This is a genomic window from Sphaerisporangium cinnabarinum, from assembly GCF_055567015.1.
Map to the genome: position 1 here is coordinate 64,984 of NZ_JBVHRG010000002.1, position 16,099 is coordinate 81,082.

The window sequence follows — 16,099 nt, forward strand, 5'->3', positions numbered from 1 at the left end:
GCCACGAGCGGACCGAGGGGGCCGGGCGGCCCGCGCGGTCCGGGTGCGGCGTGTCGGTGGTTCGTCGTACGGTCTGGGGGACGCGCGGCATCGCGCTCGACGAGCCGAGCCGCGGTCGTGGTTGGGTGGAGGCCGTTCACCGACTGTCGGGAGGCAGCGCCCATGATCGAGTTCCGATCGGTCACGAAGACGTACCCCGACGGCACGGCGGCGGTCGCCGACTTCGACCTCGTCATCCCGCCGCACCGCACCACGGTGCTCGTCGGGTCGTCCGGCAGCGGCAAGACGACGCTCCTGCGCATGATCAACCGGATGGTGGAGCCCACGTCGGGCACGATCGAGATCGACGGCAGCTCCGTCCTCGACCGCGACCCGGTGAAGCTGCGGCGCAGCATCGGGTACGTCCTGCAGAACGGCGGCCTGCTCCCCCACTACAAGGTCGTCGACAACGTGACGACGGTCCTGCGCCTCGAGGGCACGCCCCGGCGACAGGCGCGCGAGCGCGCCCTCGAGCTGCTCGACACCGTCGGCCTCGACCGGGCGCTCGCGGACCGCTACCCGAGCCAGCTCTCCGGGGGCCAGCAGCAGCGCGTCGGGGTGGCGCGGGCGCTCGCCGCGGACCCGAACATCCTGCTCATGGACGAGCCGTTCGGCGCGGTGGACCCGATCGTGCGGGCCGAGCTCCAGACCGAGACCATCCGGCTGCAGCGCGAGCTCGAGAAGACGGTGGTGTTCGTCACGCACGACATCGACGAGGCGTTCCTGCTCGGCGACCAGGTCGTGATCCTGGAGAAGGGGGCGCACGTCGCGCAGATCGGTTCACCGAGCGAGATCCTCGAGAACCCCGCGAGCGAGTTCGTCGCGAGCTTCATCGGCGCCGAGCGCGGCCGTCGTGCGCTGCGCACGAAGCGGACGGCGCACGGCACGGTCCTCGTCGACGGCGCCGGCCGGACGCAGGGCGTGCTCGTCGGCGACGCCCCCGAGGGCGGCGCATGACCTGGGTCCTGGACAACCTCGACCTCATCGGCCGCCTGACCGTCGAGCACCTGCGCCAGTGCGTCGTGCCGATCGTGCTGGGCTTCGCCGCGTCGATCCCGCTGGGCTGGCTCGCGTTCCGGTTCCGCCTCACGCGCGGGCTCGTGCTCACGCTCGTCGGGCTGCTCTACACGATCCCGTCGCTCGCGCTCTTCGCGCTGCTCCCACCGCTCCTGGGCATCAGCTTCCTGTCCGAGGTCAACCTGGTGGTCGCGCTGACGATCTACGCCGTCGCGATCATGACGCGGTTCGTCGCCGACGCCCTGGCGTCGGTCGACCCGACCGTCCGGCAGGCGGCTCTCGCCGTCGGGTACGGGCCGTGGCGGCGCTTCTGGCAGGTCGACCTCCCGCTCGCCGGCCCGGTCGTGCTCGCCGGGCTGCGCGTCACCGCCGTCTCGACGATCTCGCTCGCGACGGTCGGCATCCTCATCGGGATCGACAACCTCGGCTACCTCTTCACCAACGGCTACCAGCGACAGATCGTCCCCGAGATCCTGGCCGGCGTCGTCGCGGTCGTCGTCATCGCCCTGCTCGTCGACCTGCTGCTCGTGCTCGCCGGACGAGCGGTCATGCCCTGGTCCCGGAAGGTGCGCGCATGAACGTCTTCTCCGACGCGGTCGCCTGGATCTTCTCCCCCGACCGGCTCACGGGCGCGCTCCCCCTCCCCGAGGCGATCTGGACCCACCTCGCCTTCACGTTCGTGGCGGTGCTGATCGCCGCGGCGATCGCCGTCCCCGCGGGCTGGGCCATCGGCCACACCGGGCATGGGCGGGAGGTCGCCGTCGCCCTCTCGGGCGCGGCGCGCGCGGTGCCCTCGTTCGGGCTCGTCCTGCTGCTCGTGCTCGTGCTCGGGGTGACGCACAAGATCGCGGCCTCGATCACGGCGTTCGTGCTCCTCGCGATCCCGCCGATCCTCGCGGGGGCGTACGCCGGAATCGAGGCCGTCGAACGCCGCGTGGTCGACGGCGCCCGGTCCGTCGGCATGACCGGTCGCCAGGTGCTGTTCCAGGCCGAGGTCCCGCTCGGCCTCCCGTTGCTCATCGGGGGGCTGCGGTCCGCGACGCTCCAGGTCGTCGCGACCGTCACGCTCGCCGGCTACGTCGGCAACTGGGGCCTCGGCTTCTACATCGTGCAGGGCATCCAGATCCGCGACTTCTCCCAGATCCTCGGTGCGGCCCTCGTCATCGTGGTGCTGGCCGTCGTGCTCGACGCGCTGTTCGCGATCCTCCAACGGGTCGTCGTGCCGCGCGGCGTCACGGCGGGACGGTCCGTGGAGGACTCCCCGTCCCGGCGGCGCCGCCGCGCCCCCGAACCCACCACCGCCTGACGCGGACGGCCGCTCCCCGCCGCACGCGCCGAACCGATCCCTCCCGGTCTCCGGGACGGCCCTCAGAAAGGCAGACACATGCGCACCACCCGACGCACCGCCGCCCTCGTCGCCACCGCGGCGACCGCCGTCCTCGCCCTCACCGCCTGCGGCGGCGGGTCCGACCCGCTCGCCGAGGACACCACGAGCGCCGACGGCGGCGGCAGCGCCTCGTCCGACACGATCGTCGTCGGCTCGCAGGCCTACTACTCGAACGAGATCATCGCGGAGATCTACGCGCAGGCGCTCGAGGCCGAGGGCTTCACGGTCGAGCGCAACTTCTCGATCGGTCAGCGCGACGCGTACATGCCCGCGCTCGAGAGCGGCGAGGTGCAGGTCTTCCCGGAGTACACGGGCAATCTGCTGCAGTTCTTCGACCCGGAGACCACGGCGACGTCGCCCGACGACGTGTACGCGGCGCTCCAGGAGGCGCTGCCCGACGGCCTCACGGTCCTCGACCAGTCGACCGCGACCGACCAGGACTCCTACAACGTCACCGAGGCGTTCGCGACGGAGAACGACCTCACCAGCCTGTCCGACCTCGCCGGTCTCGACGTGCCGCTCACGCTCGGCGGCCCCGCCGAGCTCGAGCAGCGCCCGTACGGCCCACAGGGGCTCAAGGACGTGTACGGCGTCGACGTGTCGTTCGTCGCGACGGGCGACACGACCGTCCAGGACCTCGTCGCCGGCACGGTGAACATCGCGAACGTGTTCAGCGCCGACCCGCGCATCCAGACGGAGAAGCTCGTCACGCTCGAGGACCCGGAGGGCCTGTTCCTCGCCTCGAACGTCGTGCCGCTCGTCAACGCGGACATCGCCGACGAGATCGCGGACGTCATCAACCCGGTGAGCGAGGCACTCACGCCCGAGGGCCTCGTCGCCCTCAACGTGAAGTCCACCGTCGACCAGCGTTCGCCCGAGGACATCGCCGCCGACTGGCTCTCGGAGAACGGTCTCGCCTGAGCAGGCCCGCGTCGCACGACGGCGGCCCGTCCCGGTTCCGGGACGGGCCGCCGTCGTCGTGCGTGGGGCCGGAGCAGCACCGCCGAGGACGCATCGCCGCGTCGCTGCGGGTCGTCCTGCTCGGCCGCCCGGTGGCGCGGGTCAGCGCGCGACGCGAGCCGCGATCGCGTCGGCGAACCGGTCGAGCGAGCCCGGGGCGAGCGCGAGGAACAGCGACGGCTCGGTGAGCTCGAGCTCGATGACGACGACGCCGCCGTCGTCGTTGCCCGTCACGACGTCCACGCGCGCGTAGAGGAAGCTCGCCGGGTCCCCGCCACCGACGGCGTCGGCCGCCACGGCGAGGGCGCGGCGTGCGACGTCGAGCTGCTCGTCGGACTCGGTGAACGGGCTCATCTCCTCCTGCTGGTAGAGGCCGCGCGTCGGGCGGTGCGGGCCGGTGAGCAGCGCGTTCTTGCGCACGGCGTGCGAGAACTCGCCGTCGACGAAGACGAGGCCCGTCTCCCCCGCGGTGTCGACGCTCGTCACGTAGGGCTGCACCATGACCTCGCGCCCGGAGACGAGCAGGTTCTTGGCGTGCTGGATGGCGAGCCCGCGCGAGTGCGCCTCGCCCGCCTGGTACCGGCCCGTGTCCTTCGCGCCCGCGCTGACGACCGGCTTGATGACGAAGTCGCCCTGGGCGGGCAGGCGCGTGTGGATCGCGCGCGAGGAGAGGTTGCGCGCCGGGTCGAGCCACAGCGTCGGGATGACGGGGATGCCCGCGCCCTCGAGCTCGCGCAGGTAGCCCTTGTCGGTGTTCCAGCGCAGCACCTGCTCCGCGTTGAGGATGCGGGGGACCCGGCTCGCCCACGCGACGAACTCGTCGCGCCGGGCCGAGTAGTCCCAGGTCGAGCGCACGACGACGGCGTCGAACGCGGCCCAGTCCACGTCGGGGTCGTCCCAGACGGCGGGCTGCGCCGCGACGCCCCGGGCGTCGAGCGCCCGCACGAGCGGCGCGTCGTCGGGGTCGAGCTGCGGGAGGACGGAGCACGTCGCGAGGGCGACGCGCGGGGCGGTGTTCTCGGTCGTCACGTCCCCGAGCCTAGGCGACCGGGCCGCGGCGCGGGCGCCGGGCCCGCGCCGGGCGGTCCCTACAGCCCGTACTCCTCGAGCAGCCGCAGCCACACCTCGCTCACCGTCGGGTACGACGGCACGGCGTGCCACAGCCTGCGCAGCGGGACCTCCCCCACGACGGCGATCGTCGCGGCGTGCAGCATCTCCGCCGCGTCGGGGCCCACGAACGTGGCGCCGACGACGACCTCGCGCGCGGCGTCGACCACGAGCTGCGCGCTGCCCGCGTAGTCGGCGGAGCGCACCGAGGAGCCCGCGACGTTCGCGAGGTCGTAGCGCACGACGCGCACGTCGAGGCCCGCGTCGCGCGCGGACGACTCGGTGTGCCCGACGGCCGCCACCTCGGGCCGCGTGAACACGACCTGGGGCGAGGCGACGGCGTCCGCGGTCGCGGCGAACCGCGACCACGGCTCGGGGTCGGCGCCGACGGCGGGCGGTCGCTCGCCCGCGGTCGGGGCGTCCTCGGCGTCGGGGTCGCCGAAGCGCGCGGCGACGACGTCGCCCGCGACGCGGCCCTGGTACTTGCCCTGGTGGGTGGTCGCGACGCGACCGGTGACGTCGCCCGCCGCGTACAGCCACCCGGTGCCGGCCTGCGACCCGAGCCCTTGGACGAGCATCGTGTCGTCGACCTCCAGCGCGTGGCCGGGCGCGAGCCCGACGGAGTCGACCCCGAGGTCCTGGGTGCGCGGCACGCGGCCCGTCGCGACGAGCACGCGCTCGGCCGTGACGGGCGCCAGCTCGGGCGCGTCCCCGCCGTCCGCGGGACCGGTCGCCGCGAGGACGAGGCGCGCGCCGCCGTCGGGCAGCGGCTCGACGGCCTCCGTCGACACGCCGAGCCGCACGTCGACCCCCAGGTCCCGCAGCGACGCGGCGACCGCCTCGCCGGCCCAGGGCTCGGTGCGCCCGAGCAGGCCACCCCGCGAGAGCACGGTCACGCGCGCCCCGAGGTCGGCGAACGCGACCGCCATCTCCGTCGCGACCACTCCCCCGCCGACGATCGCCAGCGACTCGGGCACGTCCTCGACCGCGGTCGCCTCGCGGCTCGTCCACGGGTTCGCGTCCGCCAGCCCGGGGACGTCGGGCAGGACCGGCACGCTGCCGGTCGCCACGATCACCGCGTGGCGGGCGGCGAGCCGGCGGGCGCGCGGCAGGTCGTCCGGGTCGGCGTCGGGCTCCTCGGCGACGACCTCCACGAGCCGCGGGCCGACGATCCGCCCGAGCCCGCGCACGAGCGTGAGGCCCGCGCCCTCGACCCACGAGACCTGGCCGGAGTCGTCCCAGTCCGAGACCATCTGGTCGCGCCGCGCGAGGACGGCGGCGACGTCGAGGTCGTCGCCGACGCTGACGCCCGGGACGCCCCGCGCCTCGGCCCGCACGGCCCCCGGGCGCAGGAGCGTCTTGGACGGCATGCACGCCCAGTACGAGCACTCGCCGCCCACGAGCTCGGCCTCGACGAGCGCCACGCTCAGGCCGGTGCGCGACGCGCGGTCGGCGGCGTTCTCGCCGACGGGCCCGCCGCCGATCACGATCACGTCGTAGGTCTCGTCAGGAGTGGTCGGGTGCTGCGCCTCGGACGTCATGGACCCCATCCTCGCGCGAGGGTCCCGTCGGCGCCCGGCGGTGCCGCCGGGCGGGTCAGGCGACCCGTGCCTCGTCGAGGTGGTCGAGGACGTGCCGGACGGTCCGCGCGACCGTCCACCCGGTCGTGTCGACGTGCAGCCCGCCGGGGGTCGCGCGGGCGGCGGCGGCGAACTCCTCCGGGGTCCAGGCTCCGTACGCCTGCTTGTGGCGGCCGGCGTCGCGCGCGGCGAGGGTCGCGGCGTCCGGCGTCAGCACGACGGCGAAGCACGGCCGGGTGCGCACGCGCGCCGTGAACCGCGCGAGGTCGGGGCCGAGCAGGATGTCCTGGACGACGACCGTGACGCCCGCGGCGGCGTAGGTGTCGGCCGCCTGCGCCGCGAGCGCCTGCCGCAGGTCGAGCTGGGCCCGTGCCTCGGCGGTCAGGGATGGCGCCATCTCCGCCTGGCCGCTGACCACGAACCGCCGGAACTGGTCGCCGCGCACGTGCGCCGCGAGCGCGAACGTCCGGGCGAGCGCGTCGGCGACGGTGGACTTCCCCGAGGCCATCGCGCCGGTGACGACGAGGACCGGCGCGGGCGCCACGCCGCGGGAGGCGGCGGGGGCTGGGGTCGCGGAGGGCATGGCGGGACCGTACGACGCGGCCGGCCCACCGCGCGAGGGCTTTGCCGCGCGCGGACGCCCCCGGCCCGGGGCCGAGGGCGTCCTGCATGCGAGGGGTTGCCGTCTGGCTGGTCAGTGCACCGTCGCCTTCTCGGCGCCTGCCCCGGTGAGCGAGCGCACCTCCATCTCGGCGAACTTCTCGGGGTGCGGCTTCTCCCTGCTGAGGAGCGTCCCGACGATCCCGAGGAGGAACGCCAGCGGGATCGACACGATGCCGGGGTTGCTCAGGGGGAAGATCGCGAAGTCGACGTCCGTGTTCTTGATCATCGACAGGCTGGCGCCCGTCACCGGGTCGACCTTGCCCGACACGACGGGCGAGAACGCGATGAGCACGACGCACGAGATCAGGCCGCCGTACATGCTCCACAGCGCGCCCGCGGTGTTGAACCGCTTCCAGAACAGCGAGTAGAGGATGGTCGGGAGGTTCGCGCTCGCCGCGACGGCGAACGCGAGCGCCACGAGGAACGCGACGTTCTGCCCCTGCGCGAAGATGCCGCCGAGGATCGCGAGGATCCCGATGACGACGACGGTGATGCGCGCGACCTTGACCTCGCCGTCGGGCTTGACCTCGCCGCGCTTGATGACGTTCGCGTAGATGTCGTGCGCGAAGCTCGCCGCCGCGGTGATCGTGAGCCCGGCGACGACGGCGAGGATGGTCGCGAACGCGACGGCGGAGATGAAGCCGAGGAGGATCTCGCCGCCGAGCGCGAACGCGAGCAGGGGTGCCGCGGAGTTCACGCCTCCTGGCGCGGCGCTGATCGTCTCCGGCCCCACGAGCGCGCCCGCCCCGTACCCGAGCACGAGGGTGAAGAGGTAGAAGATGCCGATGAGCCAGATCGCCCACACCACCGAGCGCCGGGCCTCCTTGGCGGAGGGCACGGTGTAGAAGCGCATGAGGACGTGCGGCAGGCCGGCGGTGCCGAGCACGAGCGCGAGGGCCAGCGAGAGGAAGTCGAGCTTCGTGGTGCCGGTGGCGCCGTACTGCTTGCCGGGCTCGATGAGCGCCTCGCCGCCCGGGCCTGCCTTGTCGATCGCGCCCTGAAGCAGGTCGGACAGGTTGAAGCCGAACTTCGCGAGGACCCACACCGTCATCACGGCGGCGCCCGCGATGAGCAGCACGGCCTTGATGATCTGGACCCAGGTGGTGCCCTTCATGCCACCGACCAGCACGTAGAGGATCATCAGCGCGCCGACGACGGCGACGACGACGCTCTGGCCAGCCGTGGTGTCGACGCCGAGCAGCAGCGCCACGAGGCCGCCGGCCCCGGCCATCTGCGCGAGCAGGTAGAAGAACACGACGGCGAGGGTCGCGAGGGCGGCCGCCATGCGGACGGGCCGCTGCTTGAGCCGGAAGGACAGCACGTCGGCCATCGTGAACTTGCCCGTGTTGCGCAGGAGCTCGGCGACGAGCAGCAGCGCGACGAGCCACGCGACGAGGAAGCCGATCGAGTAGAGGAACCCGTCGTAGCCGTTGATCGCGATGGCGCCGCAGATCCCGAGGAAGCTCGCGGCGGACAGGTAGTCGCCCGCGATGGCGGTCCCGTTCTGCGGCCCGGTGAACGACCGTCCGCCCGCGTAGTAGTCCGCGGCGGACTTGTTCTGCCGGGACGCGCGCAGCACGATGACGAGCGTCACGGCGACGAAGACGGCGAAGATCGCGACGTTGACGACGGGGTTCCCGACGTCCGTGGCCTCGGCGGCCAGGAGGTGCGCGCTCACAGCTCGTCCTCCTCGATCTCCCGGCGGAGCTCGTCCGCCTGGGCGTCGAAGCGCTTGTTGGCCCAGCGCGCGTAGATCATCGTGATCGCGAACGTGGACACGAACTGGCCGAGCCCGAGGAGGAGCCCGACCGTGACGTTCCCCCACACCCGGACGCTCATGAGGTCGTGCGCGTAGTTCGCCAGCAGCACGTAGACGAAGTACCACACGAGGAAGAGCGCGGTCATCGGGAACACGAAGTTCCGGAAGCGTCGGCGCAGGTCCTGGAACTCGGGCGAGCGTTGCACCCGCTGGTAGTCGGTCTCTTCGGCGGGCCCCGGTCCGGGGGCGGCCGTCACGTCGGTCATGACGCCTCCGTTGGCTCATTCCGTGGACAGACAGAGAGCCCGCACCCCGCGGACGGTCGCCTGTCGACGCGACCGCACGCGACACTGCGTGCCCGGGGCGACCTTCCACCCCCGGCACAATGTGCCGTAGATCACTGTTGTCCGCAAGGACCGCGCGCGGCCGGTCGCGAGGCCGTGCCGAGCGTCAGACGCGCACGTACTCCAGGTCCGTGATGACGCGCCCCGCGGCCTCGCCCTTGCGCTCGAACCCGGTGAGCACCCGGCCCTCGAAGCGCGGCGCGACGTTCCCCGGCCCGTGCGCGTTGCGCAGCCCCGGCGCGGCGTCCAGGACCTCGAGCATCTGGTCCGCGTACTCGGCCCAGTCGGTCGCGAGCCGCAGCGTCCCGCCGGGGCGGCCGTCGTCGCCCTCCCCCGGCGCGCGCAGCACGCGCTCGGCGAGCGCCGCGAACGACGGCGTCACGAGACGGCGCTTGTGGTGGCGGGACTTGTGCCAGGGGTCGGGGAAGAACACCCAGAGCTCGTCGACGCTCCCCGCGGGCAGCGTGGTGGCGAGGACCTCGGCCGCGTTCGCCTGGACGAGCCGCACGTTCGTCAGGTCGCGCTGCGACGCGCGCAGCACGGTCTGCGCCAGCCCGGGCGCGTACACCTCGACGGCGAGGAAGCTCGTGCCCGGCTCCCGCTCGGCGGCGGCGACGACGGCCTCGCCCTGGCCCGACCCGATCTCGACGACGAGGCGCGCGTCGCGCCCGAAGGTGGCTGCGACGTCGAGCACGTGGTCCGGGTCCACCGACGTCCGCGCGACGTCGCGCGGCACGTCCACGACGTAGCGGTCGCGGTACGCGTCCCACGCGCGCTGCTGGCGCGGCGCGAGGCGGCCGCTGCGCCGCACGAACGACACGGGCTGGGTGCGGTAGCGCGGGCGGGCGTCGCCGGTCCCCGGGGTCACGGAGGGGGCGCCGGTCACGGGCTCGTCGAGGGTGTCGGGGGTCGGTTCGGGCACCGCACCAGGGTACGGGCGCCTCGCGCGGGGGTCGTGCCGCGCGAGGCGCCCGGCTCGTCACACGTACGCCGCGTACGCGGGCAGGTCGAGCACGCCGTTGCCCGACAGCCCGAGGACGATCACCTCGGGCTCCGTCGCCGCGCGCGCGTGCGCGATGGCCGCCGCCACGGCGTGCGTCGACTCGGGGGCGGGGATGATGCCCTCGCTGCGCGCGAACCGCGTCCCTGCCGTGAACGCCTCGTCCTGCTCGACGGCGACGGCGTCCATGAGCCCGAGGTGGACCGCGTGCGACACCATCGGCGACATGCCGTGGTACCGCAGGCCGCCCGCGTGGATCGCGGGCGGGACGAAGTCCTTGCCGAGCGTGTGCATCTTGAGCAGCGGCGTGAGGCCCGCGACGTCGCCGAAGTCGTAGCGGTACTCGCCCTGCGTGAGCGACGGGCACGCGGCCGGCTCGCACGCGACGAGCCGCGTGGTCGTGCCCTCGCGCAGGTTGCGGCCCAGGAACGGGAACGTCAGGCCCGCGAGGTTCGACCCGCCGCCCGCGCAGCCGAACACCACGTCCGGCGCGCCCTCGCCGGCCTCGTCGAGCTGGACGAGGGCCTCCTGGCCGATGACGCTCTGGTGCAGCATGACGTGGTTGAGCACGCTGCCCAGCGCGTAGTGCGCCGCGGGGTCCTTCGCGGCCGTCTCGACGGCCTCGCTGATCGCCATGCCGAGCGAGCCGGTCGTCCCCGGGTCCGCGGCGAGCATCGCTCGCCCGGCCTCCGTGAGGTCCGACGGCGACGGGTGGCAGATCCCGCCGTACACCTCCATCTGCGCGCGCCGGTACGGCTTGGAGTCGTACGACGCGCGCACCTGCCACACCTCGACGTCGAGCCCGAGCAGCGCGCCCGCGAACGACAGCGAGGCGCCCCACTGGCCCGCGCCCGTCTCGGTCGTCAGCCTCGTCGTGCCCTCGAGCGCGTTGTAGTACGCCTGCGCGACGGCGGTGTTCGGCTTGTGCGAGCCGACCGGGCTCACGCCCTCGTACTTGTAGTAGATCCGGGCCGGGGTACCCAGGGCACGCTCGAGGCGCCGCGCGCGCACGAGCGGGGACGGCCGCCACAGCGCGTAGATCTCGCGGATCGTCTGCGGGATCTCGACGTAGCGCTCCGTCGTCACCTCCTGCTGCACGAGCGCGAGCGGGAAGAGCGGCGCGAGGTCGTCGGGAGTGAGCGGCTCGCGCGTGCCCGGGTGCAGGTGCGGGGGCACCGGCTCGGGGAGGTCGGCCGCGAGGTTGTACCAGTGCGTCGGGACGGTCGAGGGCACCTCGGCGCCCGTCGGCTCGAGGGACCGGACGGGCAGGGCCGTCGGCGGGGTCTGCTGTGTCGTCATGCTCGGCTCCAGCTCAGGGGACGGCCGCTGGGCCGACGACGCGCGCACCGGGTTCACCGAGGCCGCCCACGTCGTCGGGGCACGGCCGGATGAGGTCACCGGCCGTCAGGCGGCCGGCCACCAGGTGGTCACGGACGGGTGCGTCACGAGGCCGACCCTACCCCCGCGCGCCCGCTCGGGACCACCGGCGCCCGGGCGAGGACGATCGGCTCTCGCGCGCGCGGGTGCGCGCGAGCTGGGATGGGAGCAGACGCCGGACGACGGCAGGCCGGCGCGGACGGAAGGGAGCCGTCATGGTCAGCAACCACGTCCCGGGCAGGTTCGAGGGCCGCACGGCGATCGTCACCGGCGCGGGCGCCGGCATCGGCCGCGCGACGGTCGAGCGGCTGCTCGCGGAGGGCGCACGCGTCGTCGCCACCGACGTCCGGGAGGACCGCCTCGACAAGCTCGTCGCCGACGTCGGCACAGACGCGCTCGTGACCGTCGCGGGCGACGTGAGCGCCCAGACCACGATCGACGCGGTGGTCGCCGCCGCGGGCGGCCGGGTCGACGCCCTCGCCAACGTCGCCGGCATCATGGACGGCTTCCTGCCGAGCGCCGAGGTCGACGACGCGACGTGGGACCTCGTCATGACCGTCAACGTCACCGCGGTCATGCGCCTCACGCGCGCGGTCCTGCCCCTCATGCTCGAGGCGGGGAAGGGCTCGATCGTCAACGTCGGGTCGGAGGCGGGCTCGCGCGCGTCGGCGTCGGGCACCGCGTACGCGACGTCGAAGCACGCGGTCGTCGGCTTCACGAAGAGCACCGCGTTCTTCTACACGCCCCGCGGCGTGCGGGCGAACGTCGTGGCCCCCGGAGCCGTCGCGACGAGCATCGAGGCGCCGTTCCGCTCGCAGTACGCGGGCGAGCGGCTCGGACCGGTCATGGCGACGACGGTCCCGCCGGCCGCGAGCGCCGACGAGCTGGCCGCGGCGATCACGTGGCTCCTGTCGGACGACTCGGCCAACGTCTCGGGCGCCGTCCTGCACAGCGACGGCGGGTGGGCCGCCGTCTGACCGTCCCGCTCCCCCGGCAGACCGGGCGAGCGACGGAGCGGCCCCCGGACCGTCCGGTCCGGGGGCCGCCCTCGTGCCGTCGGCACCGCGTCAGCGGCGCGTCGGCAGCGCGTCGCAGCGCGTCAGCGCCGTGTCAGCCGCACGCGAGCGCGTCGTGCGCGACGTCGGCCGCGAACGACCGGCCGTCCCCGCTCGCGCCGACGTGCGCGGCGCCCGCCGCGACGTCGGACGCCCGGACGGAGAACGCCTGGTACGCCGACGCGCCGGGCCGGACGCCGGTGACGGTGCGCTCGCCGAACGGCGTGCTGAGCGTGACGTCCATCGGGACGGTGTCCGCGTTGCGGGCCCGGACCGCGACGTACGCCGTGCCGGCGAGGCACTGCGTGCGCGCCGTCGTCTCGACGACGAGGCCGTCCTCGGCGGGCGCGGTGGTGAACGTGCTCACCGGCGACACGGCGGTGCCGCCGCCCGCGCTGGTGGCCGTGACCGTCCACGCGTGCACGGCACCCGGCTCGAGCCCGTCCCACGTGACGGTCGCGACCTCGCCCGACGGCACGGTCGCCCGGCCGATCTCCTCGCCCGGGGCGTAGAGCGACACGGCGTCGGTCGCCAGGCTCGTGACGCGCGACGTGAGGTCGACGGGGACGGTGAAGTCGTCCTCGCGACCGTCGTAGCGGTGCTCGTCGTCGTACTCGGTGGCGCCGAAGTTCTCGAGCCACGGCGAGTAGGTGTCGACGATCATCTCGGAGCGGTCGACGTCGAACTGGAGCAGGCGCAGGAAGCTCGCGCCGAGCCGCAGCCCCTCCTCCGGCGTGTACCCGCCGATCTCGGTGAGCCCCGCCTCCTCGGCCGTGACCTCGTAGAACTGGTAGTCCGCGAGCAGCTCGACGACGCCGTTGCCCGGCGTCCCGACGTCCTGGCGCACGTTGATGCCCACGCCGTGCCGGTGCCCCGCGAGGACGAGGAACACGTTCGGGTTGGGCTCGACGACCTTGGCGTGCACGAGGCGGCCGTCGGGCGTCGAGATCTCGGAGTCACGACCGTCGGGGTTCGAGCTCGGCACGAGGTAGTCGTGCGTGAGGACGACCGCGTTGCGGTCGGGGAACTGCTTGAGGACGCCGTCCGCCCACGCGGCCTCCTCGTCCGTCACCCCGTACGACAGGTACACGGCGACGAAGTCGAGCCCGCCCGCGCTGAACAGGTCGTAGTGGTTCTGGTTGTCGCCCTCGCGCCACGGGCCGCCGTAGGACGCGTTCTCCCACCCTGCGGACAGGGCCTCGTAGCGCTCGGGGCCGTAGAACTCGTTGAACAGCGCCCCCGGCCCGTTGTCCTGGCCCGTGAGGTTGTCGTGGTTGCCGGCGAGGACCCCGTTGGGGATGTTCGCGTCGTCGAGGATCTCCTGCGCGGACGAGGAGAACTCGAACTCGCCCCGGATCTGGGCGGCCATCGCGTCGTCGGCCGGCAGGCGCGTGTAGTTCTCGTTCACGTCGCCCGTGTGCCCCACGTACGCGATCCCGCGCGCCTCGGCGTTGTCCACGACCCACTGCGTGAGGTCGGTGTAGGCCTTGCCCCAGACGGCTCGCTCCTCGGCCGTCTCCTGCTCGACCGCGCCCTCGGTGAGGTACTGCGTGTCGGTGAAGTGGACGAGCGAGAAGTCGTAGTCGTCGCGCGGCGCGAAGTCGGTCTCGTCCCGCGACCCGCCTGCCGCGATGTCGTCCGCGAAGGGGTCGGTGCCCGTCACGAGCACGTGCACGGTGCCGTCGGTCGCAGCACCCTCGCCGAGCACCGTGCTCAGCGACGTCGTGCCCTCGACCGCACCGCGTGCGGACGCGAGCGGCTCCCACCGCTGCCCGTCCCACACGTGCAGCGTCGCGAGCCGCTGCGGGTCGACGACGCCCTCCCAGCGCACGACCTGGCCGACGGTCGTGCCCGTGGCGGGCAGCTCGAAGCGCTGGTAGGTGACGTCGCGGCTCTGCGGGGAGTCGAGCGTCAGCTCGTCGCCCGGGGCGAGCGCGTCCGCCGCGGCGGGCTGCTCGCCCTCGACCGGGAGCGTCGTCGGGATCTCGGCCGACTCGCCCTGGGCGACCAGCGCGGGGGCGGTGACGTCGGCGCGGGAGAACGTCGCGGTGACGTCGCCGCCGCCGGGCGCCGCGACACGAGCCGACAGGTCGACGCTCCCCGCGACGTCGCGCGTGCCGTGCGCCGGGGCCAGGTCGGTCGGCACGTCCGGCACGCCGAGGCTCGTGAACGCGATCTCGTGCGTGCTCGCGTTGCCGAGCACGTCCGACGCGGTGACGACGAGCGTGTGCGCGCCCGGGGCGAGACCCGGCCCGACGGGCGCGCCGAGCTCGAGCGTCTCGCCGTCGAGCGTGACGTCGGGGCCGGTCAGGACACCGGAGGCGTCCGCGAGGTCGACCGCGAGGCTCGTCGCGCTCGCGAGCTCCGCGCCCGCGGCCGGGGTGCTGGACACGATCGCGGGACCGGTGTTGTCGGTGGTCACCGTCCGGCGCGCGGCCGCACCCGCGGCGGTCGCCGACGTGATCGCGTGCTCGCCGTCGGCGAGCGTCGTCGTGTCGACGTCGGCCCGCAGGCCCGTCGCGGGCGCGTCGGCGTCGCGGACCACGTCGAACGCGAGGTCGACCTCGCGCGGCTTCGTCGTGCTCGTCCCGCAGTCGCCGTCACCCATCGAGTACGACGGCGCGATGCCCACGCCGGTCGCCGTGCCGTCGGTCACGTCGAGCGCGATCCCGGAGATCGCGAAGTCGTCGCGGTTGTCGCCGCACGCCGTCGGGTAGGTGCCCGTGACGAAGCGCACCACGTTGCGGCCCGGCGACAGGAAGGCGTTCGGGACGTCGATCCGCACCGTCTCGCTCACGTAGTCGCGGTCCACGAGGTCGATCCGCTGCCCGTTGACGAGCAGGTGGTTCGTGTAGCGGGCCTCGATCGAGTTCGAGCCCACGGTGAAGACGAACCGGGACGAGCCCGTGCCGAGCGTCGCGACGGTCGTCAGCGGGGCGCCGTCCAGCTCGATGCCGACGGGCGACTCGCCCCCGGCGGGCGGCGTGGCGAGCACGGTCTGCGGGCCGTGCAGCAGCGCGCCGTCCGCAGGGAGGATGACGGGCGCCCCCGCGGCACCGTTGTTCACGGTGACCGCGCTCGACGCGCTCGCGCCCGACGCGGTCGTCGCGGTGAGCGTGTGGGCGCCGTTCTCGAGCGTCGTCGTGTCGAGCTCCGCGGCGAGGCCGGTCGTGGCGGCCGGGTCCTGGTCGAGGTCGAACGTGAGGTCCGCCGAGAGCACGCGCGACGTGTTCGTGCCGCACGAGCCGTCGCCGAACGCGTAGGAGAAGCTGTTGGCGGAGCCGTCGGCCGTCTCGCCCAGGAGCTCGAGGGACACGTCGGTGAGGTCGTAGTCGTCGTAGTTCGTCCCGCACGACGTCGTGACCGCGCCGACGACGAACCGCACCCGGTTCTCGCCCGGCACGAGCCACTGCGCGGGGACGTCGAGCGCGACGCGCTCGGACACCATGTCCCGGTCGAGCTCGAGGCGCTCGCCGTTGACGAGCACGTGGCTGCCGTACCGCTTCTCGATCGAGTTGCTGCCGACGTCGAACAGCAGGCGCGCGGTCGCGGGCGTCACGGACGCGTCGAGGGCGGTGCCGTCGACCGCGAGCGCCGTGACGGCGTCGCCCGCGCGGACGGGGTCGGCCGCGACGCGCACCGTGCCGTCGAGGAACGTGCCGGTCGTCGGGCTCAGCACGGGCCGCGTCTCCGGGGCGGCCCCGGTGGTCCGGGCGGTCGTCCGGTCGAGGGTCGGGGAGGCTCCCGGCGCGGTCGCGGCGGCGGCGCCGGGCGCGAGCAGGCCGGCGACGAGCACCGTGCCGAGCGCCCC

General features: G+C 74.0%; 13 protein-coding genes. 5 read left to right on the forward strand and 8 right to left on the reverse strand.

Annotation, left to right across the window (positions count from 1 at the left end):
- The first annotated feature begins 162 nt into the window (after positions 1-162).
- From ACZ4MO_RS03305 to ACZ4MO_RS03320, 4 genes are all read left to right on the forward strand, one after another.
- A complete protein-coding gene (locus ACZ4MO_RS03305; RefSeq protein WP_175008089.1) occupies positions 163-996 on the forward strand; it encodes an ATP-binding cassette domain-containing protein in 834 nt (277 codons plus the stop codon).
- Positions 993-1,634 (forward strand): ABC transporter permease, encoded by a 642-nt coding sequence (locus ACZ4MO_RS03310; protein ID WP_175008088.1) that lies wholly within the window; start codon positions 993-995, stop codon positions 1,632-1,634. The genes ACZ4MO_RS03305 and ACZ4MO_RS03310 overlap by 4 nt, the downstream gene beginning before the upstream one ends.
- Positions 1,631-2,362, forward strand: a complete 732-nt coding sequence (locus ACZ4MO_RS03315; RefSeq protein WP_175008087.1) for an ABC transporter permease subunit — start codon at positions 1,631-1,633, stop codon at positions 2,360-2,362. Before ACZ4MO_RS03310 ends, ACZ4MO_RS03315 begins: the two co-directional genes overlap by 4 nt.
- 78 nt (positions 2,363-2,440) lie before the next feature.
- Positions 2,441-3,364 carry a glycine betaine ABC transporter substrate-binding protein gene (locus tag ACZ4MO_RS03320; RefSeq protein WP_175008086.1) on the forward strand — a complete coding sequence of 308 codons (924 nt, stop codon included), beginning with the start codon at positions 2,441-2,443 and terminating at the stop codon, positions 3,362-3,364.
- Between the two features lie 141 nt (positions 3,365-3,505).
- Here the strand turns inward: ACZ4MO_RS03320 and ACZ4MO_RS03325 are convergent, their stop codons facing one another.
- From ACZ4MO_RS03325 to ACZ4MO_RS03355, 7 genes are all read right to left on the reverse strand, one after another.
- Positions 3,506-4,432, reverse strand: coding sequence for a DcsG N-terminal domain-containing protein (locus tag ACZ4MO_RS03325; RefSeq protein ID WP_175008085.1), 927 nt, complete (start codon positions 4,430-4,432; stop codon positions 3,506-3,508).
- A 59-nt stretch (positions 4,433-4,491) separates the two neighbouring features.
- Positions 4,492-6,051, reverse strand: a complete 1,560-nt coding sequence (locus tag ACZ4MO_RS03330) for an FAD-dependent oxidoreductase (RefSeq protein WP_175008084.1) — start codon at positions 6,049-6,051, stop codon at positions 4,492-4,494.
- Positions 6,052-6,106: 55 nt separating this feature from the next.
- Positions 6,107-6,673: an AAA family ATPase gene (locus tag ACZ4MO_RS03335; RefSeq protein ID WP_175008083.1), complete on the reverse strand. Its 567-nt coding sequence runs from the start codon at positions 6,671-6,673 to the stop codon at positions 6,107-6,109.
- Between the two features lie 111 nt (positions 6,674-6,784).
- Complete coding sequence (locus ACZ4MO_RS03340) at positions 6,785-8,431, reverse strand: monocarboxylic acid transporter (protein WP_175008082.1); 1,647 nt, start codon at positions 8,429-8,431, stop codon at positions 6,785-6,787.
- The gene (locus tag ACZ4MO_RS03345; protein ID WP_021482757.1) at positions 8,428-8,778 is read right to left on the reverse strand and encodes a DUF485 domain-containing protein; all 351 of its coding nucleotides are present in this window, start codon (positions 8,776-8,778) and stop codon (positions 8,428-8,430) included. The genes ACZ4MO_RS03340 and ACZ4MO_RS03345 overlap by 4 nt, the downstream gene beginning before the upstream one ends.
- A 184-nt stretch (positions 8,779-8,962) precedes the next feature.
- Entirely contained in the window at positions 8,963-9,778 is an 816-nt protein-coding gene (gene trmB / locus ACZ4MO_RS03350) for a tRNA (guanosine(46)-N7)-methyltransferase TrmB (RefSeq protein WP_499278600.1), read from the reverse strand.
- A 57-nt stretch (positions 9,779-9,835) separates the two neighbouring features.
- Positions 9,836-11,155, reverse strand: coding sequence for a TrpB-like pyridoxal phosphate-dependent enzyme (locus tag ACZ4MO_RS03355; protein ID WP_175008081.1), 1,320 nt, complete (start codon positions 11,153-11,155; stop codon positions 9,836-9,838).
- A gap of 293 nt (positions 11,156-11,448) precedes the next feature.
- On the opposite strand from ACZ4MO_RS03355, the gene ACZ4MO_RS03360 reads away from it, so the two are divergent.
- The gene (locus ACZ4MO_RS03360; RefSeq protein ID WP_175008080.1) at positions 11,449-12,210 is read left to right on the forward strand and encodes an SDR family NAD(P)-dependent oxidoreductase; all 762 of its coding nucleotides are present in this window, start codon (positions 11,449-11,451) and stop codon (positions 12,208-12,210) included.
- A gap of 133 nt (positions 12,211-12,343) precedes the next feature.
- Here ACZ4MO_RS03360 and ACZ4MO_RS03365 read toward each other — a convergent pair whose 3' ends face one another.
- Positions 12,344-16,084: a metallophosphoesterase gene (locus ACZ4MO_RS03365; RefSeq protein ID WP_175008079.1), complete on the reverse strand. Its 3,741-nt coding sequence runs from the start codon at positions 16,082-16,084 to the stop codon at positions 12,344-12,346.
- Positions 16,085-16,099 lie beyond the last annotated feature (15 nt).

Bases quoted from the DNA above. Each gene is read 5' to 3' on its own strand.
- ACZ4MO_RS03305 (WP_175008089.1), top strand. From the start codon at position 163: ATGATCGAGTTCCGATCGGTCACGAAGACGTACCCCGACGGCACGGCG.
- ACZ4MO_RS03310 (WP_175008088.1), top strand. From the start codon at position 993: ATGACCTGGGTCCTGGACAACCTCGACCTCATCGGCCGCCTGACCGTC.
- ACZ4MO_RS03315 (WP_175008087.1), top strand. From the start codon at position 1,631: ATGAACGTCTTCTCCGACGCGGTCGCCTGGATCTTCTCCCCCGACCGG.
- ACZ4MO_RS03320 (WP_175008086.1), top strand. From the start codon at position 2,441: ATGCGCACCACCCGACGCACCGCCGCCCTCGTCGCCACCGCGGCGACC.
- ACZ4MO_RS03330 (WP_175008084.1), bottom strand. From the start codon at position 6,051: ATGACGTCCGAGGCGCAGCACCCGACCACTCCTGACGAGACCTACGAC.
- ACZ4MO_RS03335 (WP_175008083.1), bottom strand. From the start codon at position 6,673: ATGCCCTCCGCGACCCCAGCCCCCGCCGCCTCCCGCGGCGTGGCGCCC.
- ACZ4MO_RS03345 (WP_021482757.1), bottom strand. From the start codon at position 8,778: ATGACCGACGTGACGGCCGCCCCCGGACCGGGGCCCGCCGAAGAGACC.
- ACZ4MO_RS03355 (WP_175008081.1), bottom strand. From the start codon at position 11,155: ATGACGACACAGCAGACCCCGCCGACGGCCCTGCCCGTCCGGTCCCTC.
- ACZ4MO_RS03360 (WP_175008080.1), top strand. From the start codon at position 11,449: ATGGTCAGCAACCACGTCCCGGGCAGGTTCGAGGGCCGCACGGCGATC.